Annotated in this window: 17 protein-coding genes; 10 read left to right on the forward strand and 7 right to left on the reverse strand. The window is 69.9% G+C overall.

The window, feature by feature from the left end; translation table 11 throughout:
- Nucleotides 1-133 precede the first annotated feature (133 nt).
- The 4 genes from IEY70_RS03320 to IEY70_RS03335 all read left to right on the forward strand — a co-directional run bounded on the left by IEY70_RS03320 (nucleotide 134) and on the right by IEY70_RS03335 (nucleotide 3,505).
- A complete protein-coding gene (locus tag IEY70_RS03320; protein WP_189063585.1) occupies nucleotides 134-487 on the forward strand; it encodes a DUF309 domain-containing protein in 354 nt (117 codons plus the stop codon).
- A gap of 149 nt (nucleotides 488-636) precedes the next feature.
- On the forward strand, nucleotides 637-1,227 hold the full coding sequence (locus tag IEY70_RS03325; RefSeq protein ID WP_189063586.1) for a LabA-like NYN domain-containing protein: 591 nt from the start codon (nucleotides 637-639) through the stop codon (nucleotides 1,225-1,227).
- Complete coding sequence (plsX, locus tag IEY70_RS03330) at nucleotides 1,217-2,266, forward strand: phosphate acyltransferase PlsX (protein ID WP_189063587.1); 1,050 nt, start codon at nucleotides 1,217-1,219, stop codon at nucleotides 2,264-2,266. The genes IEY70_RS03325 and plsX overlap by 11 nt, the downstream gene beginning before the upstream one ends.
- 45 nt (nucleotides 2,267-2,311) lie before the next feature.
- Nucleotides 2,312-3,505 (forward strand): mechanosensitive ion channel family protein, encoded by a 1,194-nt coding sequence (locus IEY70_RS03335; protein ID WP_189063588.1) that lies wholly within the window; start codon nucleotides 2,312-2,314, stop codon nucleotides 3,503-3,505.
- Between the two features lie 88 nt (nucleotides 3,506-3,593).
- Here the strand turns inward: IEY70_RS03335 and ftsH are convergent, their stop codons facing one another.
- Nucleotides 3,594-5,501, reverse strand: coding sequence for an ATP-dependent zinc metalloprotease FtsH (ftsH, locus tag IEY70_RS03340; protein WP_229777591.1), 1,908 nt, complete (start codon nucleotides 5,499-5,501; stop codon nucleotides 3,594-3,596).
- Between the two features lie 164 nt (nucleotides 5,502-5,665).
- Between ftsH and IEY70_RS03345 the strand changes: the two genes are divergently transcribed.
- On the forward strand, nucleotides 5,666-6,157 hold the full coding sequence (locus tag IEY70_RS03345; protein ID WP_189063589.1) for a DUF4384 domain-containing protein: 492 nt from the start codon (nucleotides 5,666-5,668) through the stop codon (nucleotides 6,155-6,157).
- 68 nt (nucleotides 6,158-6,225) lie between these two features.
- Here IEY70_RS03345 and IEY70_RS03350 read toward each other — a convergent pair whose 3' ends face one another.
- Nucleotides 6,226-7,149, reverse strand: a complete 924-nt coding sequence (locus IEY70_RS03350) for a hypothetical protein (RefSeq protein WP_189063590.1) — start codon at nucleotides 7,147-7,149, stop codon at nucleotides 6,226-6,228.
- 87 nt (nucleotides 7,150-7,236) lie between these two features.
- Between IEY70_RS03350 and IEY70_RS03355 the strand changes: the two genes are divergently transcribed.
- The 3 genes from IEY70_RS03355 to IEY70_RS03365 are packed head-to-tail and all read left to right on the forward strand — an operon-like array spanning nucleotide 7,237 to nucleotide 8,594.
- Entirely contained in the window at nucleotides 7,237-7,599 is a 363-nt protein-coding gene (locus IEY70_RS03355) for a nucleotide pyrophosphohydrolase (protein ID WP_189063591.1), read from the forward strand.
- Nucleotides 7,596-8,129 carry a YfiT family bacillithiol transferase gene (locus IEY70_RS03360; RefSeq protein ID WP_189063592.1) on the forward strand — a complete coding sequence of 178 codons (534 nt, stop codon included), beginning with the start codon at nucleotides 7,596-7,598 and terminating at the stop codon, nucleotides 8,127-8,129. The genes IEY70_RS03355 and IEY70_RS03360 overlap by 4 nt, the downstream gene beginning before the upstream one ends.
- Complete coding sequence (locus IEY70_RS03365) at nucleotides 8,130-8,594, forward strand: Nudix hydrolase (RefSeq protein ID WP_189063593.1); 465 nt, start codon at nucleotides 8,130-8,132, stop codon at nucleotides 8,592-8,594.
- Nucleotides 8,595-8,669: 75 nt separating this feature from the next.
- On the opposite strand, the gene era is transcribed toward IEY70_RS03365, so the two are convergent.
- Nucleotides 8,670-9,590 carry a GTPase Era gene (gene era / locus IEY70_RS03370; protein WP_189063594.1) on the reverse strand — a complete coding sequence of 307 codons (921 nt, stop codon included), beginning with the start codon at nucleotides 9,588-9,590 and terminating at the stop codon, nucleotides 8,670-8,672.
- Between the two features lie 63 nt (nucleotides 9,591-9,653).
- Nucleotides 9,654-10,481 carry an SDR family NAD(P)-dependent oxidoreductase gene (locus tag IEY70_RS03375; protein WP_189063595.1) on the reverse strand — a complete coding sequence of 276 codons (828 nt, stop codon included), beginning with the start codon at nucleotides 10,479-10,481 and terminating at the stop codon, nucleotides 9,654-9,656.
- 123 nt (nucleotides 10,482-10,604) lie between these two features.
- On the opposite strand from IEY70_RS03375, the gene IEY70_RS03380 reads away from it, so the two are divergent.
- Entirely contained in the window at nucleotides 10,605-11,207 is a 603-nt protein-coding gene (locus tag IEY70_RS03380) for a YIP1 family protein (protein WP_189063596.1), read from the forward strand.
- Nucleotides 11,208-11,309: 102 nt separating this feature from the next.
- Here IEY70_RS03380 and IEY70_RS03385 read toward each other — a convergent pair whose 3' ends face one another.
- Genes IEY70_RS03385 through IEY70_RS03395 form a run of 3 tightly spaced genes read right to left on the reverse strand, consistent with a single transcriptional unit; the run spans nucleotide 11,310 to nucleotide 14,828 of the window.
- Nucleotides 11,310-12,134, reverse strand: a complete 825-nt coding sequence (locus IEY70_RS03385) for a transglutaminase family protein (RefSeq protein ID WP_189063597.1) — start codon at nucleotides 12,132-12,134, stop codon at nucleotides 11,310-11,312.
- A 52-nt stretch (nucleotides 12,135-12,186) separates the two neighbouring features.
- Nucleotides 12,187-13,152, reverse strand: coding sequence for an alpha-E domain-containing protein (locus tag IEY70_RS03390; protein WP_189063598.1), 966 nt, complete (start codon nucleotides 13,150-13,152; stop codon nucleotides 12,187-12,189).
- Nucleotides 13,152-14,828, reverse strand: a complete 1,677-nt coding sequence (locus IEY70_RS03395) for a circularly permuted type 2 ATP-grasp protein (protein ID WP_229777592.1) — start codon at nucleotides 14,826-14,828, stop codon at nucleotides 13,152-13,154. Before IEY70_RS03395 ends, IEY70_RS03390 begins: the two co-directional genes overlap by 1 nt.
- Before the next feature lie 228 nt (nucleotides 14,829-15,056).
- On the opposite strand from IEY70_RS03395, the gene IEY70_RS03400 reads away from it, so the two are divergent.
- A complete protein-coding gene (locus tag IEY70_RS03400; protein ID WP_189063599.1) occupies nucleotides 15,057-15,377 on the forward strand; it encodes a hypothetical protein in 321 nt (106 codons plus the stop codon).
- Nucleotides 15,378-15,617: the final 240 nt, after the last annotated feature.

A 15,617-nucleotide genomic window follows, 5' to 3' on the forward strand; every position in this document is an offset into this window, starting at 1 on the left:
CACATCCTCATTCTGAGGTCAGAAGCCGTGCTGGACGTCCTTTTCTAAAACTGAAAGATGTCAGTTAACCGTCGTGACACGGCTCTCAATCCGCCGCTCCCGGACTGCTGCCGGGCCGCGCTAGGCTGCGGGTGTGACCGACAGCAGCCTCCCGCACTGGACTCCGGCGGACGCGCGGGCGTTCGAGCGTGGCGCGGCCCTGTTCGCGCGGGGCGAGTGGTGGGAGGCGCACGAGGCCTGGGAGGAACCGTGGCTGCGGGCGTCCGGGCCGGACCGGGCGTTCCTTCAGGGCGTGATCCTGCTGGCGGCGGCGCTGCACAAGCGCTGGCATCACGGGAGCCTGACGCACCGCAACTACCACAAGGCCGCCCGGCACCTGGACACCCTGCCGCCCGTGTACGCGGGCGTGAACCTGACCCGCCTGCGGGCCGAGGTCTGGGAGGCGCTGCACGACCCGGCGCTGCGGCCCGCCCTGCACCCTGCCTGAAGGAACTGGGGGCCTGAATGAAGGCGCCGGGGTGTGCGGGGGGGTGGGTGAGGCGCCGGGGGGTCGGGTATCCTGCGGGGCGGACCCCCGATCGGGGAGGCCAGCGGCCCAGGCCCCTCAGTGGGCCGGGCGCACAGGAGAGACATCAGATGGAACGCATTGCACTTTTTATTGACGGCGCGAACGTGTACGCAGCGGCCAAACGACTCGGCTGGAACTTCGACCACCGCAAGATCCTGGAGCACTTCTCGGCGGGCGGCGCCCTGTACAACGCCTTTTACTACACGGCGGTGCCCACGCCCATCGACGACAAGCAGAAGCGCTTCACGGACGCCCTGACGTACATGGGGTACACGGTCCGCACCCGCCCGCTGCGCGAGGCGACCGACGAGGGTGGCGAGACGCACCGCCGCGCCAGCCTGGATATCGAGATCGTCACGGACCTGCTGTCCACCAGCGACCGGTTCGACACGGCGGTCCTGCTGACCGGTGACGGTGACTTCGAGCGTCCGGTCGAGGTGCTGCGCGCCCGTGGCAAGCGCGTGGTCGTGGCCTGCATCGCCGAGATGACCAGTTACGAACTGCGGAACGCCGCCGACGAGTACGTGGATTTCAAGGACATCCGCGAGCACGTCGAGCGCCCCGGTTACCGCCTGCCCAGCGAGTCGCGCGGCAACGGCGGCAGCGAGCACCGCCCGTTCTACACCTCGGCGGCGTTGCAGGAATCCGATGACCGCTGAAGCCCCGGTGAGCGCCGAAGGCCAGAAGGCCCTGCCGGTCGCGCTGGACGCGATGGGCGGCGATCACGGCGCCGCGCCGAACGTCGAGGGCGCCGTCCTGGCTGCCCGCGCGGGCGTCAGTGTGCTGCTGGTCGGTGACCGCGTGAAACTGCACGCGGAACTCGGGAAGCACGCCGGAAGTGCCACGCTGCCCATCGAGGTCGTCGAGGCGACCGACGTGATCGGCATGGACGAGCACGCCAGCGACGTGCGCCGCCGCACGCAGGCCAGCATCAACGTCGCCACCCGCCTCGTCAAGGAGGGCCGCGCGTCGGCGGCCGTCAGCATGGGCCACAGCGGCGCGACCATGGCATCCGCACTGCTGACCCTGGGCCGCATTCCCGGCGTGGAACGCCCCGCCATCCTGGCGCACCTCCCGGCACGCGGGGGCTTCACGACCATGCTGGACGTGGGCGCCAACGCCGACGTGAAAGCCAGTTACCTCGCGCAGTGGGCGCGGCTGGCCAGCGTGTACCTGCGGGTCGTCGAGGACCGCGAGAACCCCACCGTGGGCCTGCTGTCCATCGGCGAGGAGGACCACAAGGGCAACGCCCTGGTCCTCGAAGCGCACGGACTGCTGCGGGAACTGCACGGGCGCGGCGTGAACTTCCACGGGAACATCGAGGGCCGCGACGTGTTCATGGGTACCACCGACATCGTCCTGACCGACGGGTTCACCGGGAACGTCGTCCTGAAACTCGCCGAGGGAGAGGCCAAGGTGCTGTTCGGCTGGGTCAAGGAGGCCCTGAGCAGCACCCTGAAAAGCAAGCTGGGTGGCCTGCTGGTGCGCGGTTCGCTGCGCAGCCTCGCCGACCGCATGGACCCCAGCACGTACGGCGCGAGCCTGCTGATCGGCGTGAAGGGTCTGGCATTCATCGGGCACGGCAGCGCCGACGCCCGCGCCGTGAAGAACGCCCTGCTGCGCGCCGCCCGCGCCCACGACGCGAAACTGGTGCCCCGCCTGGAGGCGGCCTTTCAGGAACAGTCAAGCCTGAACTGACCTTCTGCCTCACAGCCCTCATGTTCTCATGAGAGGCTGGGGGGCATGTTGGCCGAATTGAGTGTTCAGATCGTCAAACCGCAGGTGTGGGTCGGGCTGGCCCTCACGGCGGTGTTCGCCTACGCCATCTACCGCTTCGGGCGACTGCTGATCAAGGCGCTGACCCCGCACATCCACCGCCGGCTCGTGCCAGTCCTCAAGTGGGCGTGGCTGCTGATCGTCAGCGTGTCGTGGCTGGCCGTCGCCACCTTCGTCGCGTACCTGCCCAGCGTGCCCGTGCTGTTCGAGCTGGGCCGCGACATCACGCAGGGATTCCGGCACAGCGCCGGACAACTGGTCGTGGTGATCGCCATGGCCCTGATCGCCTGGAACCTGATCAGCACCCTGGCGGCCCGCATCGTCGCCGAACAGGAATTCAACCGCCGCAGCGTGCGCGTGCAGACCCTCAAGGGCGTCGTGGAAAGCACCCTGCGGGTCGTGGTGGTCATCATCAGCGCCATCGCCGCCCTGCAGGCCATCGGCCTGAACGCCACCAGCCTGCTCGCCGGGGTGTCCGTGCTGGGCCTCGCGGTCGGTTTCGGCGCGCAGAGCCTGATCAAGGACGTCTTCAACGGCTTCTTCATCCTGCTGGAGGACCAGTACGGCGTGGGCGACGTGATCACCATCAACACCGGGCAACTCTCGGGCGGCGTGGAACGCCTGAACCTGCGCGTCACCGCCCTGCGCGCCCTGGACGGCACCATGCACATCGTCCCGAACGGCCAGATTCAGACGGTCAGCGTGAGCAGCAAGGACTGGTCGCGCGTGGTCGCCGCCGTGGACGTCACGTACAACGCCAACCTGGACGAGGCCCTCAAGGTGCTGCAGGCCGTCAGTACCGAACTGTACGAATCGCCCGACTGGCGGCACTTCTTCCTGGAGGAACCCGAGATGCAGGGCGTCGTGCAGCTCGCCCCGGACGGCGTGACCCTGCGCGCCCTGTACAAGGTGCAGCCCAAGAGCCAGTGGGCGCTGGGCCGCGAGTTCAACCGCCGCATCAAGATCGCCATGGACGAGGCCGGCATCGAGATTCCCTTCCCGCAGCGCAGCGTGAACTTCGGTTCCAGCCCCATCGAGATCCGCCTGACCCGCGACGAGGCGACCGCCCCCACCCCCGCGCAGGACACCAGCACCCAGAACCGCCACAAACCCCCGGTGGAACCCAGCCTGGGCCGCGACCCCGAGGAAGAGGAACTCTGAACAGCGCCCCCGATCCACGCGGTCGGGGGCGCTGCCCTGTGTAGCCCTGTGGTCTGTGTAGCCCTGTGGAGCCGATCCGGCGGGGGCTTCAGCCGGGCAGGCTGGCCGGGGTGGGCGGCGCGACGGGCGGCAGCGGTTCGAGTTCCTGACCGCCCAGCAGCGCGCTGAATTCCTCGCCACTCAGGGTCTCGCGGGTCATCAGCACCGTCACGATCTCGTGCACGCGGCCCAGGTGCTCGCCGATCAGGGCGAGGGCGCGGGCGTATGCGGCGTCCAGCAGGGTGCGGACCTCGGCGTCCACCTGCGCGGCGGTGGCCTCGCTGATGGGTGTCATCTGACTGCCGCCGCCCAGGAATCCGCCCTCGCTGCTGGCCAGGGCGACCTTGCCGATGGTTTCGCCCATGCCCCACTCGGTCACCATGCGCCGCGCAATGCCGGTCGCCTGCTGGAAGTCGTTCTGCGCGCCGGTCGTGACCTCGCCGAACACGACCTCCTCGGCTGCGCGGCCCGCCAGGGCGACGGCGATCATGTCCTCCAGCGCGGGCCGGGTGACGTGCAGGCGGTCATCGGCGTCCGGCATCATGAACCCGGCGGCGCGGCCCCTGGGCACGACCGTCAGTTTCGCCACTCGGTTGGCGTGCGGCAGCAGTTGCGCGGCGAGGGCGTGACCAACCTCGTGGTACGCCGTGACCTTCCGGTCCGCCTCCCGCACCACCAGCGACCGCCGCTCCGGGCCCATCAGCACCCGGTCCCGCGCTTCATCCACGTCCCGCCCCACGATCCGCGTCCGACCCGACCGCGCCGCCTGCAACGCCGCCTCGTTCAGCAGGTTCTCCAGGTCCGCCCCCACCATCCCCGCTGTGCGCCGCGCCACCACGCCCAGGTCCACCGATGCGTCCAGCGGTTTCTTGCGCGCGTGAATCCGCAGGATCTGCTCGCGGCCCCGCACGTCCGGCGCGTCCACCACCACCTGCCGGTCGAAGCGTCCCGGACGCAGCAACGCTGCGTCCAGCACGTCCGGGCGGTTCGTGGCGGCCAGGATGATGACCTCCTGCCCGCTGGAGAAGCCGTCCATCTCGACGAGCAGTTGGTTGAGGGTCTGTTCGCGTTCGTCGTTGCCGCCCTGCATGTTCATGCCGCGCTTGCGGCCCACGGCGTCGATCTCGTCGATGAAGACGATGCAGGGGGCGGCCTTGCGGGCCTGCTCGAACAGGTCGCGGACGCGGGCGGCGCCGACGCCGACGAACATCTCGACGAAGTCGCTGCCCGAAATGCTGAAGTAGGGGACCCTCGCTTCACCGGCGACAGCTTTTGCCAGTAAGGTCTTGCCGCTGCCTGGGGGGCCGACCAGCAGCACGCCGTGGGGGATGCGGGCGCCGAGCTGGTGGTACTTCTCGGGGTGGCGGAGGAAATCGACGACTTCCTGAAGGTCCTGCTTGGCCTCGTCGCAACCGGCGACGTCAGTGAAGTTGAGTTTGATCTGACCCTCGCTGATCACGGCCGCCCTCGACTTCCCGAAATTCCCTGCCGCGCCGCCACTCCCGCCCTGTCCGCGCATGCTGCGCCACAGCACCACCAGGATCAGGGCCGTGAGGATCAGCGGCAGCACCTGCCCCAGCCACGCGAACGACGACCCGGCCTGCGTCACCTGAAGCGGCACCCGCGCCGCGCGGATGCGGGCCAGGGTCGCGCCGTCCGCCGGAACGACCAGCGAACGCGGGCGGCTGCCGTCCACGAACGTCACGCTGGCCTGCCCCGCGCTGGACAGCACCACCCGCGCCACCCGCCCGGCCCCCAGATCACTGAAGAACCGGTTGCTGGAGTACGGGCCGTCCGGCGCGGTCGTCGTCACCTGCGGCGGCGCGGTCTGCGTGCCCGTCGTGACGGCCCCCGCAGGTGCGCTCAACATCAGGACCGTCAGGGCGGCCCTGGCGGCGGCGCGGGGCCGGGCGGTCCGGCGCGGGGCAGCGGCATGTGCGGCGTCGGCGGGATTCATGCCCCATGCTACGCCGCCGGCACCCCACCCGAACGCGCGTCCGCTGACCATCCCGCCCCGCCCCGCCCGGCTGTCCCATCCGGCGTCCCACCTGATGGGGGGCGTGAGGGCGCGCGTCAGGTCCGCCTCAGGTTTCCGTCAGCTGCGCCCGGTATGCTGACCGCATGCGCACTGCACTTCTGCTCGGCACGCTGGCCCTGGGCCTCAGCGCCTGCACCGTCACCGTCCGCCCCAACCTGGGCCTTCAGGGATCGGGCAGCAACCTGATCGTAGGCCTCCGCCCGGACCGTGGCGAGGGCAGCACCTACGCCGTGGGTGAAACGCTGCGCCTCAGCGTCACCACCCGCACGGCCGGGTACGTCACCCTGATCGCCCTGCAGAGCAACGGGTACACCAGCACCCTGATCCGTAACGCCTACGTTCCGGCCGGGACGACCACCTTCCCCCGCGCGCAGGACGGCGAGACGTACACCCTGGCCGAACCGCGCGGCCTGCAACGCGTGCGTGCCATCTTCACCCGCGTGCGCCCCACCACGGACCTCGTGCTGCGCGGCACGTACGACGACGGCCGCTGGAACGCCACCAGCAACGCCTACCTGCAACCCTACGCCGCCGCCGACCGCGACGTGCAGGAAACCTACCTGTACATCCGCTGAAGCCCGGCTGGGCGGCAGAGCTGGCAGGTAGAGGGGGGAAATCCAGACCGGGTTTCCCCCTCGCCCGTTCAGCCCGCCGGGCGGGGCAGGCGGCCCCGGTGCGGTCGGCCCGGCAGGGGAGAGGCCGCGCCGCGCCACGCGCCGCACAGGGCCCGCACGGCTGCCACCCGCTGGCCCCCGGCGGCGTTCAGTGCGGCTGTCATGGCCTCCCGCTCGCCGCGCCGCTGCCCCAGCAGGAACAGCGTGCGGGCCTGCGCCAGCGCCGCCAGCCGCTCCGGGTCACGCGCGGGCAGCCCGGCAGGGGGCGCGGCCCAGGCGTCGGCCGGGAAGCGCGGCGCGACCTTCTCGCCGTTCTCGGCCAGCCAGGACCACAGGCCCGCGCCGGTCAGGACACTGCGGGCCTGCACGCCCCGTAACTCCGGCAGCGCGTTCCAGCGGTGCGCGGCGGGCCGCGCGTACCCGCCGCGCAGCAGGCCCACCAGCCGCACCCGCCGGGTCACGCAGCGCCCACCCAGACCGTCCTGCCGCGCCCAGTCGCGCAGCGCCCGGTGCAGCTCGGCAAACGTCCCGCCCGACGCGACCACGTCCACCAGCGCCGCCCGGCGCCCCGAACGCACCAGTTCGCGCGGGTGCAGGCCCGCCCCGGCCAGCAGGGGCCGCAGCGTCCGCGCCTGCCCGGCGTCCAGGGTGGCGTTCAGCAGCGACACGTTCAGGCCCGACACCCGCCACGGCACGTCCACGCCCCACAGCAGGCCGCCCAGGTACGCCCGCAGCGGCTCGGGCGAGCGTCCCACGAACACCAGATCCGCGCCGTCCGCCGCGACCAGCACGCCCGCCAGTGCCGAGCGCAGGTCCGGCAGGAACGCCTCCAGCGCGTCCGGACTGTCCGGGAGTACCCCCAGGCCGTCGGCGCGGGTCACGTCCCACACGGGCGGCCCGGCACTGTGGAGCGGGTGGGGCAGAGGGTGGTGCAGCGGGGGCGGCGCGGTCATGCCTCTCAGGGTGCGCCACGCCGGGCGGCCCGCGCATCGGCCAGCTGGCGCACGGCACCCCCGGCCATTGCCGGTATGCTGACCCGCATGAGCCTGACCTTCGAGGATGCCAGCGCCCGCGTGGACGCCTACATCAGCCAGTTCCGGGAGGGGTACTTCCCGCCGCTGCTGATGCTGGCCCGACTGACCGAGGAGACTGGCGAGATCGCCCGCGTCATCGCGCACGCCAGCGGCAAGACGCCCAAACCCGGCGAGGACCCCGGCGACCTGGAGATGGAACTCGCGGACCTGCTGTTCGTGACCATCTGCATGGCGAACGAACGCGGCCTGAACCTGGAACGCGGCTTCGAACGCATGATGGCCAAGATCGAGAAACGCGACGCGACCCGCTGGACCCGCAAGGAACCCGGCCAGCCCAGTGAGCCCAGCAACACCGGGGTCACCCCGTGACCGGCGACCTGCGCTACCCGCTCGGGCCGATGCCCACCCCGCAGACCCTCACGCCCGTCGAGCGTGTCGAGGCCCTCGGGCACCTGTTCGCGCTGCCCGCCGACCTGTTCGACGCTGTGCAGGGCCTGAGCGACGAGCAACTGTCCACCCCCTACCGCGACGGCGGCTGGACGGTGCGGCAGGTCGTGCATCACGTCGCCGAGAGCCACATGAACGCCTTCATCCGCCTGAAACTCGCGCTGACTGAGGAAAACCCCACCATCAAACCCTACGAGGAAGACCGCTGGGCGACCCTGCCGGACCACGAACTGGTCCCTGACGTCAGCCTGAACCTGCTGGACGCGCTGCACTCGCGCCTGGGCATGCTGTTCGCCTCGCTGGACCCCGCCGGATACGACTGGGCCAGGCCCTGGACGCACCCCGCGCAGGGCCGCACGTACACCGTGGACACCCTGCTCGCCATGTACGCCTGGCACGGACGGCACCACACCGCCCAGATCACCGCCCTGCGCGAACGGAACGGCTGGTAAATGCAGTTCGGCCCCGAACTTCACACGCCCGTCTCTCACCGCGCGGCGGGCGTGGTCATCCTGAACGAGGCGGGCGACATCCTGCTCGTCCGTGAGAACGGAGTCCCGCAGCAGCGGCAGAAGGCGGGCCTGTGGCACATCCCCAGCGGCACCGTCGAGGACGGCGAGAACCCCCAGGACACCGCCGTGCGCGAAGCGTGGGAGGAAGCGGGCGTGCGGGTCCGCCTCCTGAAATTTCTGGCCGCGTACCTGGGTCACTTCCCGGACGGCGTGCCCGTCCTGCGGCACGCGTGGCTGGCCGAGGCCCTACCAGAATCCACCTTCCGCCCCACCCTGCCGGACGAGGTGACCGAGGTGCGTTTCGTGCCGAAAACCGAATTCGACGCCCTGTACGACGCCCGCCTGATCCGCATGCACCACACCAAGCTGTTCTACGAGGACGCCCTGCGGGAACGCGGGTGCTGACCGCAAGGGCAGCAGCGGGGCGGAACGCACTGATCTGCGTTCCGCCCCGGCGGGTGGCCGTGCCCGTGTAAACCCTTACTCGTACCCGAGTTCGCGCAGGGCTTCCTCGTCCTCGCGCCAGTTGTTGATCACGATGACTTCCAGGCCCAGGTACACCTTGCGGCTCAGGAACACTTCCAGTTGCTTGCGGGCGGCCTGACCGATCTCGCGCAGCTGCTTGCCGCCCGCGCCGATGACCATGCCCTTGTGGGCGTTCTTCTCGACGACGATCTCACCCTCGATGCGTTGCAGGCCGTCCTGGCGTTCCGTCCAGGAGTTCACGCGGGTCGCGACGGCGTACGGCAGTTCGTCGCGCAGTTTCTTCATGGCTTCCTCGCGGATGATCTCGGCCGCCCACTGCTCGCGGGTCTGATCGCTGGCGGCGCCCTGCGGGAAGAAGAACGGGTTCTCCGGCAGGGCGTCGAGCAGCTGCTCGCGCAGGGTCGCCACGGCGGCTGGGTTGTTCTGCGCGCTCAGCATGGTCTCGCTGGTGTCGTGCTCGCGGCCCTCCAGCAGGGCGCGGTACAGTTTCATGGCCTCGTCCGGGTACTTGGCGGCGTCGGTCTTGTTGCCGACCATGAACACGGGTTTGGGCAGTTCGCGGATCTGCCGGGCGACCAGCTGGTCCTCGTCGGTGGGCGGGTGGCGCAGGTCCACGACCCACACGACGGCGTCCACGTCGGCCAGGGCGCTGTGCACCTCGTGGTTCATGTACTTGCCCAGGGCGTCCTTGGCCTTGTGCAGGCCGGGCGTGTCCACGAACACGATCTGGCGGTCACCGCTGGTGTGAATGCCGCGCACGCCGCGTCGGGTGGTCTGAGGGCGGGGGCTGGTGGGGGCGACCTTGGTGCCCAGGAAGCTGTTCAGCAGGGTGCTCTTGCCCACGTTGGGTTTGCCGATAATGGCAATGAAGCCCGAGTGGGTCTGCTGCTCTCCGGTGGAGGAAAAATCCGTCATCGTTTCTATTCTCTCATGCCGCGCCCCCGGCAAAGGTGCCGGGGCGGGACCGGCGGGCGGGGTTCAGGTGCGGCGGCCCTGCACGCGGGCGATCAGGCGGGTCATGACCGCGCGGGGCAGCAGGCGCGGCAGCAGCGTCTGCACGCGGTTCAGGCGGCCCGCCACGACGACACGCTGGCCGCGCAGCATGCCCTGCACGCCCAGCCGGGCGACCTCATCGGCGCTCAGGATGGTCAGGCGGGCCGGGCCGCTCAGCAGGTCGCTCTCGTGCAACTGACTGACCGCCTGAAAGCCGGTCCGGACGGGTCCGGGGCACAGCGCCGTGACGAACACGCCGCTGCCCGCGACCTCCTCGGCGACGGCCTCGCTGAAGCTCAGGACGTACGCCTTGGTGGCGTAGTACACGGCCATCATCGGCCCCGGCTGGAACGCGGCGGTACTGGCGACGTTCAGGATGCGGCCGCGACCGCGTGTCAGCATGTCCGGCAGGAACGCGCGGGTCAGGCCGGTCAGGGCGCTGATGTTCACGGCGATCATGTGGTCGATCTCGGCGGTCTGCTGCGTGCTGAACTCGCCGTAACTGCCCAGTCCGGCGTTGTTCACCAGGATGTCCACGCTCAGGCCGCGTGCGCGGACCTCGCGGGCCAGGTCGGCGGCCGCGCCGGGGCGGTTCAGGTCGGCGGGCAGCACGTGCACCTGCACGTGGCAGCGGGCGCGCAGTTCGGCGGCCAGGGTTTCCAGGCGGGTTTCGGTGCGGGCGACCAGGATCAGGTCCGCGCCGCGCGCCGCGAGTTGCCGCGCGAGGCTCTCGCCGATGCCGCTGCTGGCCCCGGTGATCAGGGCGGTCGAGGTGCGGGTGATCAGGGGCGGTGTGGCGGGGGCCTGGGTCATGCTTCCCAGCATGCCGCACGCCGCGCGGCACGCACGCGCCGCCGCAGCGCATGAAGGTTCCGTGAACGGCTTGACTGCCCGGCAGGCTGAAACTTCCATGAGGTGCCCCGCGTACTCTGGGGCATGAGAACTCCAGTCACCGGCCCGGACGTCAGCGTGCAGGACATGTTCGCCCAGAGCACGGCCGTGCTGACCCGGCCCAGCCCCGCCACCTTCGAACGCTACGAACGCAGCGGCGGCCTTCAGAGTGCGTTCATCTACGTGATGCTGGCCGCCGCCGTCTCGGGCGTCATCGCGGCCGTGTTCTCGTTCCTGCACAGCGACGTGAGTTTCTTCGGGCAGCTGTTCAGCCGCCTGATCAGCGTGCCCGTCGGCTTCCTGATGTTCACGGGCGCGGTCTACCTGATCGGCCGCACGCTGTTCAGGGGTACCGGCACGTACCCGGAAGTGGCGTACACCTTCGCGCTGTTCTACGTGCCGATCAGCATCGCCATGACCCTGATCGGCATCATCCCGGTTCTCGGCTGGCTGGTGAGTTTCGCCCTGAGTCTCGTCCTGATCTACTTCGGGTTCCTGGCCGTGCAGAGCAGCATGAACCTGCGCGACCAGACGCAGGCCGCCGTCACGCTGGTCCTGGCGTGGATCGCGCAGGCGGTCGTGACCGGCCTGATCGCCCTGTTCTTCGGCACGCTGTTCGCCGTGGGCCGCGCCGTCACGGGCGGCTGACCCGGCCGCGCAGACCGCCGCAGGGGAGGGGAGGCCAGGGCATCACGCCCCCGCCTCCCCGCTGCTCTGCCTGCCCGCCCTGCCGGGACGCTGCCGCATCCGTTACGACTGGCCGTACACGTGAACCGCCACGTCCATGCGGCCCTGCCCGCCCCCATAGTACGTGCCGCGCACCGGGGACACGTCGCTGTACTCGCGGCCATGCCCGATCTTGATGTGCTTCTCGCGCGCCAGACAGTTGTTGGTGGGGTCCAGGCCCAGCCACCCGTACCCCGGCACGAAACACTCGACCCAGGCGTGCGTGGCCTCGGCGCCGACCATCTCGCCGCCGCTGTACAGGTACCCGCTCACGTACCGCGCCGGAATGCCCAGTTGCCGCGTGATGCCCAGCATGGCGTGCGTGAAATCCTGGCACACGCCCCGCTGGTGCGTGGCGAACTCTGCCAGGGGCGTGCTGACGGTCGTGGCCTTCGTGTCGTACGTGAACTGCCGGTACAGCGACGAGTTCAGGTTCACCAGGAACGACGGCAGGTCGTCCGCAGCGGTGGGGCGCGTCACGCCGAACAGTTCCGGCCACGCGCCCGCCGGGACGCGCGGACTGGCGACCAGGAACTCGGTGTGCCGCCCACGCTCGTCCAGCAGCGCCCCGAACGACGTGCCTGCCGGGTCCGGCACGGCGTGCGTGTCCACCAGCGCCTGCGCCTCGATCAGCAGGTGCCGGTGGTGCTCGTGCACGTGCACGTGATGCACGATCGCCCCGAAGTAATCCTTGTGCGAGGTCACCTCGGCGTCCGGCGTGACGTGCAGATGAAAGGACCGCACGGTCTGCCGGGCCTCCTGACTGGGATGCAGCCGCACCTGATTGAAGGAATCCCAGGCGGGTTTCGGGTAGTGGTACTCGGTCGTGTGACGGATCTCGCAGCGCATCAGCCCTCTCCCCGGTCCTGGCAGGCAACTGTTCCTGTGTTCAGGTAGCCCGTCATTCCTGCTGGAAGTACGCCGCGTCGATCGCGGCCCCCACGCGGTTGATCTCGACCAGGAGTTCCGGCAGCGACGGCGAACGCCGCTCCAGGATGTCGTCGGTGCGGGCGTACTGAAGCCGCGCGACCAGCCAGCGTGACAGGCGCAGCACCTCCGGATGCGCGCCCGGATGGCACAGGTCGATCTGCGTCAGCGCGTCGTGCAGGTTCTCGGCGCTGTACCGCAGGCTGCGCGGAAAGTACTCGTCGAACAGCAGGAACCCCGCCACGCCGCGCGGATCGATGCCGGTGTGCGCCGACTTGCGGTACGCCTCGAAGGCACTGGCGCCCTTGAGCACACTGACCCAGCGCTGCTCCTGCAGGGCGCGCCACGTCGGGTCGGCCGGGCCGCCCAGCGCCGCCGGGTCCTGCGGGCTGTCCAGCCGCGCCTGCAACACCCGCACGGTGTTGTCCGCGCGTTCCAGCAGTTGACCGCTGCGCAGGAACGACCAGCTCTCGTCGCGCGGGAGGGTCGCGAAGGCAATCCCGAAGAAGAACTGGGACGCCTCGCGCGCCGCCACGCAGTACTCGTAGAGGCCGTCGCGGTCCATCACGCCGCCCGTCTCGAAGCACAGGTTCAGGTACGAGCGGTTCAGGGCCTCCCACATCTCGCTGGGAATCCGGTCACGCAGTCCGCGCGCGTTCCGGCGGGCCTGCGCCAGACTGCTGGCGATACTCGACGGGTTGTCCAGGTCGAAGGCCAGCCAGGACGTGGCGGTGCGGGTATCCACCTGCCCGTAGCGTTCCAGCAGTGCGCCCTCGCCGCCCGTGAGTTCCAGCAGGGGCCGCCAGTGTTCACGGACCCGCCCGGCCGATTCCAGCGACGCGTAGTAGTTGACGTTCAGCAGGCGGGCGGTGTTCTCGGCGCGTTCCATGTACCGCCCGGTCCAGTACAGGTTCTCGGCCAGCCGTGAAAGCAGCAGCATCAGCGGTCCTCCCCGGCCTGTTCGGCCTGCCCTGCGGGTTCCTCCCCGGCTTCCGGGGTGCGGGCCTGTTCCGGCGCGGCTTCCAGCTGTTCCTTTTCCAGTTGCTGCTGGTAGGAGCGGGCCGGGCCGTCACCCGACGGAGACAGCATGTCCTGCACCTGCCCCTGCGACTGACCCTGCGACTGGCTCTGGCTCTGACTCTGGGACTGCTGCGCGGCCCGGACGGCCTCGTGCGCGGCGGCGGCGGCCGTGTCCTCCAGCACCCAGGTGTCCTTGCTGCCCCCACCCTGCGAACTGTTCACGACCAGACTGCCGCGCGTCAGGGCCACGCGGGTCAGGCCGCCCGGCACGATCGTCACGTCCTGCCCGAACAGCACGTACGGCCGCAGGTCGATGTGCGACCCCTCGAACGTCCCGGTGTCCGGGTACAGCGTCGGGTGGCGCGACAGACCCACCACCGGCTGCGCGATGAACTCACGCGGTTCGAGCCGCACCTTCTGAAGGTACGCGTCGATGTCCTTCTGCGTGGCCGCCGGGCCGATCAGCATGCCGTACCCGCCGGCCTCGCCCACACCCTTGAACACCAGGTCCCCGGCGTTCGCCAGCATGAACTCCAGGTGATCCGGGTTCCAGCCCAGGTACGTGGGCACGTTGTTCAGCAGTGGCTCCTCGTTCAGGTAGTAGCGGATCATGTCGGGCACGTACGCGTACACGGCCTTGTCGTCCGCCACGCCCGTCCCGACCGCGTTGGCGATCGCCACGCGCCCCTGCCGGTACACTTCCATCAGGCCCGACACGCCCAGCGAACTGTCCCGCCGGAACGCCAGCGGGTCCAGGAAATCATCGTCGATCCGGCGGTAGATCACGTCCACCTGCCGCCGCCCGCCCGTCGTGCGCATCCAGACGCGCCCGGCGTCCACGAACAGGTCGCGGCCCTCCACGAGTTCCACGCCCATCTGCTGCGCGAGGTACGCATGCTCGAAGTACGCACTGTTGTACATGCCGGGCGTCAGCACCACCACCGTCCCGCCGGGCTTGGGGCTCACGGCCTGCAGGTTCGCCAGCAGCGCCGTCGCGTACTGCTGCACGGGCCGCACGCCCTGACCCTCGAACATGCCAGGGTAGATGCGCGTCATGGCCTGCCGGTTGGCCAGCAGGTACGACACGCCGCTCGGCGAACGCAGGTTGTCCTCCAGCACCAGGTACTCGCCCTGCTCGTTGCGGATCAGGTCCGTGCCGACCACGTGAATGAACACCCCGCCCGGCGGGACGACGCCGTGCACCTCGCGCCGGAAGTGCACGGACGTGAACACCAGTTCAGAGGGGATCACGCCGTCCGCCAGGATCTGCGCGCCGCTGTAGATGTCGGTCAGGAAGGCGTTCAGTGCCCGCACGCGCTGCGTGAGGCCCGCCTCGACGTGCGCCCACTCGGACGCCGGAATGATGCGCGGCACCGGATCGAACGGGAAGGTCCGCTCGGTGCCCTGCGTGTCCCCGTACACCGTGAACGTGATGCCCTGATTCCGGAACGCGGCGTCCAGCAGGTGCCGCCGCCGCTCGAACTCTGCAATTCCCAGCCGCTGAATGTAGGCCTCCACGCCCTCGTAATGGGGGCGCACCTGCCCCGGCGCGCTGAACATCTCATCGAAAAACCTGGTGCCTGGATCGTACTTCATGCCATCCGTCCCCCCCGCATCCCGTGAGATGCAAGCAAGATAATGGTTTCCTCCGCGCGGCGCGGGCAGCGGCGCAGACAGCAAAGACACCGTGAAGACAGCCCAGGCGGGCAGCACGCAGGCGCGGCACCGGACCGGGGCAGGTCCGGCACTGTACTCCGGCACTCTGTTCCGTCACTGTGCGGCGCGTCCCGCGCCCGCCGCGCCGCCCGCACTACACTGCCGCGTATGAGCAGCCCCGCCGGAACCCCCATCAGCGCCGACGACCGCGCCCGCCTGGACCCCGTGTTCATGCAGGTCATCCTGGACACCCAGGCGCAGGTGCAGCAGACCCAGCCCGCCCAGACCAGCCCACTGGCCGCCATGTTCCACCGCGAAACCGTCACCGAGGCCCTCCAGGGCTGCGCCATGCTGATCGCCGGCTGGAACCAGGGCCGCGTGGACGACGCCGGCCTGACCCGCGCCGCCAAGGCCCTGCGCGCCCTGCAACTGGGCGAACTGGCCGACCGCCTGGGCAACCTGCGCAACATCGCGGGCACCGAAGACTGATACGGATTCCGTTTATTGCGTTAACAGATCGGAACACCACCGATCTGTTAACTCCACGTCCGGAACCCGCTTCGACTCCTACTCGCTCCGCTCGGATTGAACGGCTTTATAAGCCATTCAATCGGAGTCCGTATGACCCGCCCCCCCTGGCGGCCCCGGCCGTGCGGGACTGGACAGGTTTCTGACACTGCCCTAGACCGCCGCGCCGCCCCCCGCCCGGCCCGGCGCCTACACTTGCCC

This window comes from Deinococcus seoulensis (genome assembly GCF_014648115.1).
Taxonomy (GTDB): Bacteria; Deinococcota; Deinococci; order Deinococcales; family Deinococcaceae; genus Deinococcus; species Deinococcus seoulensis.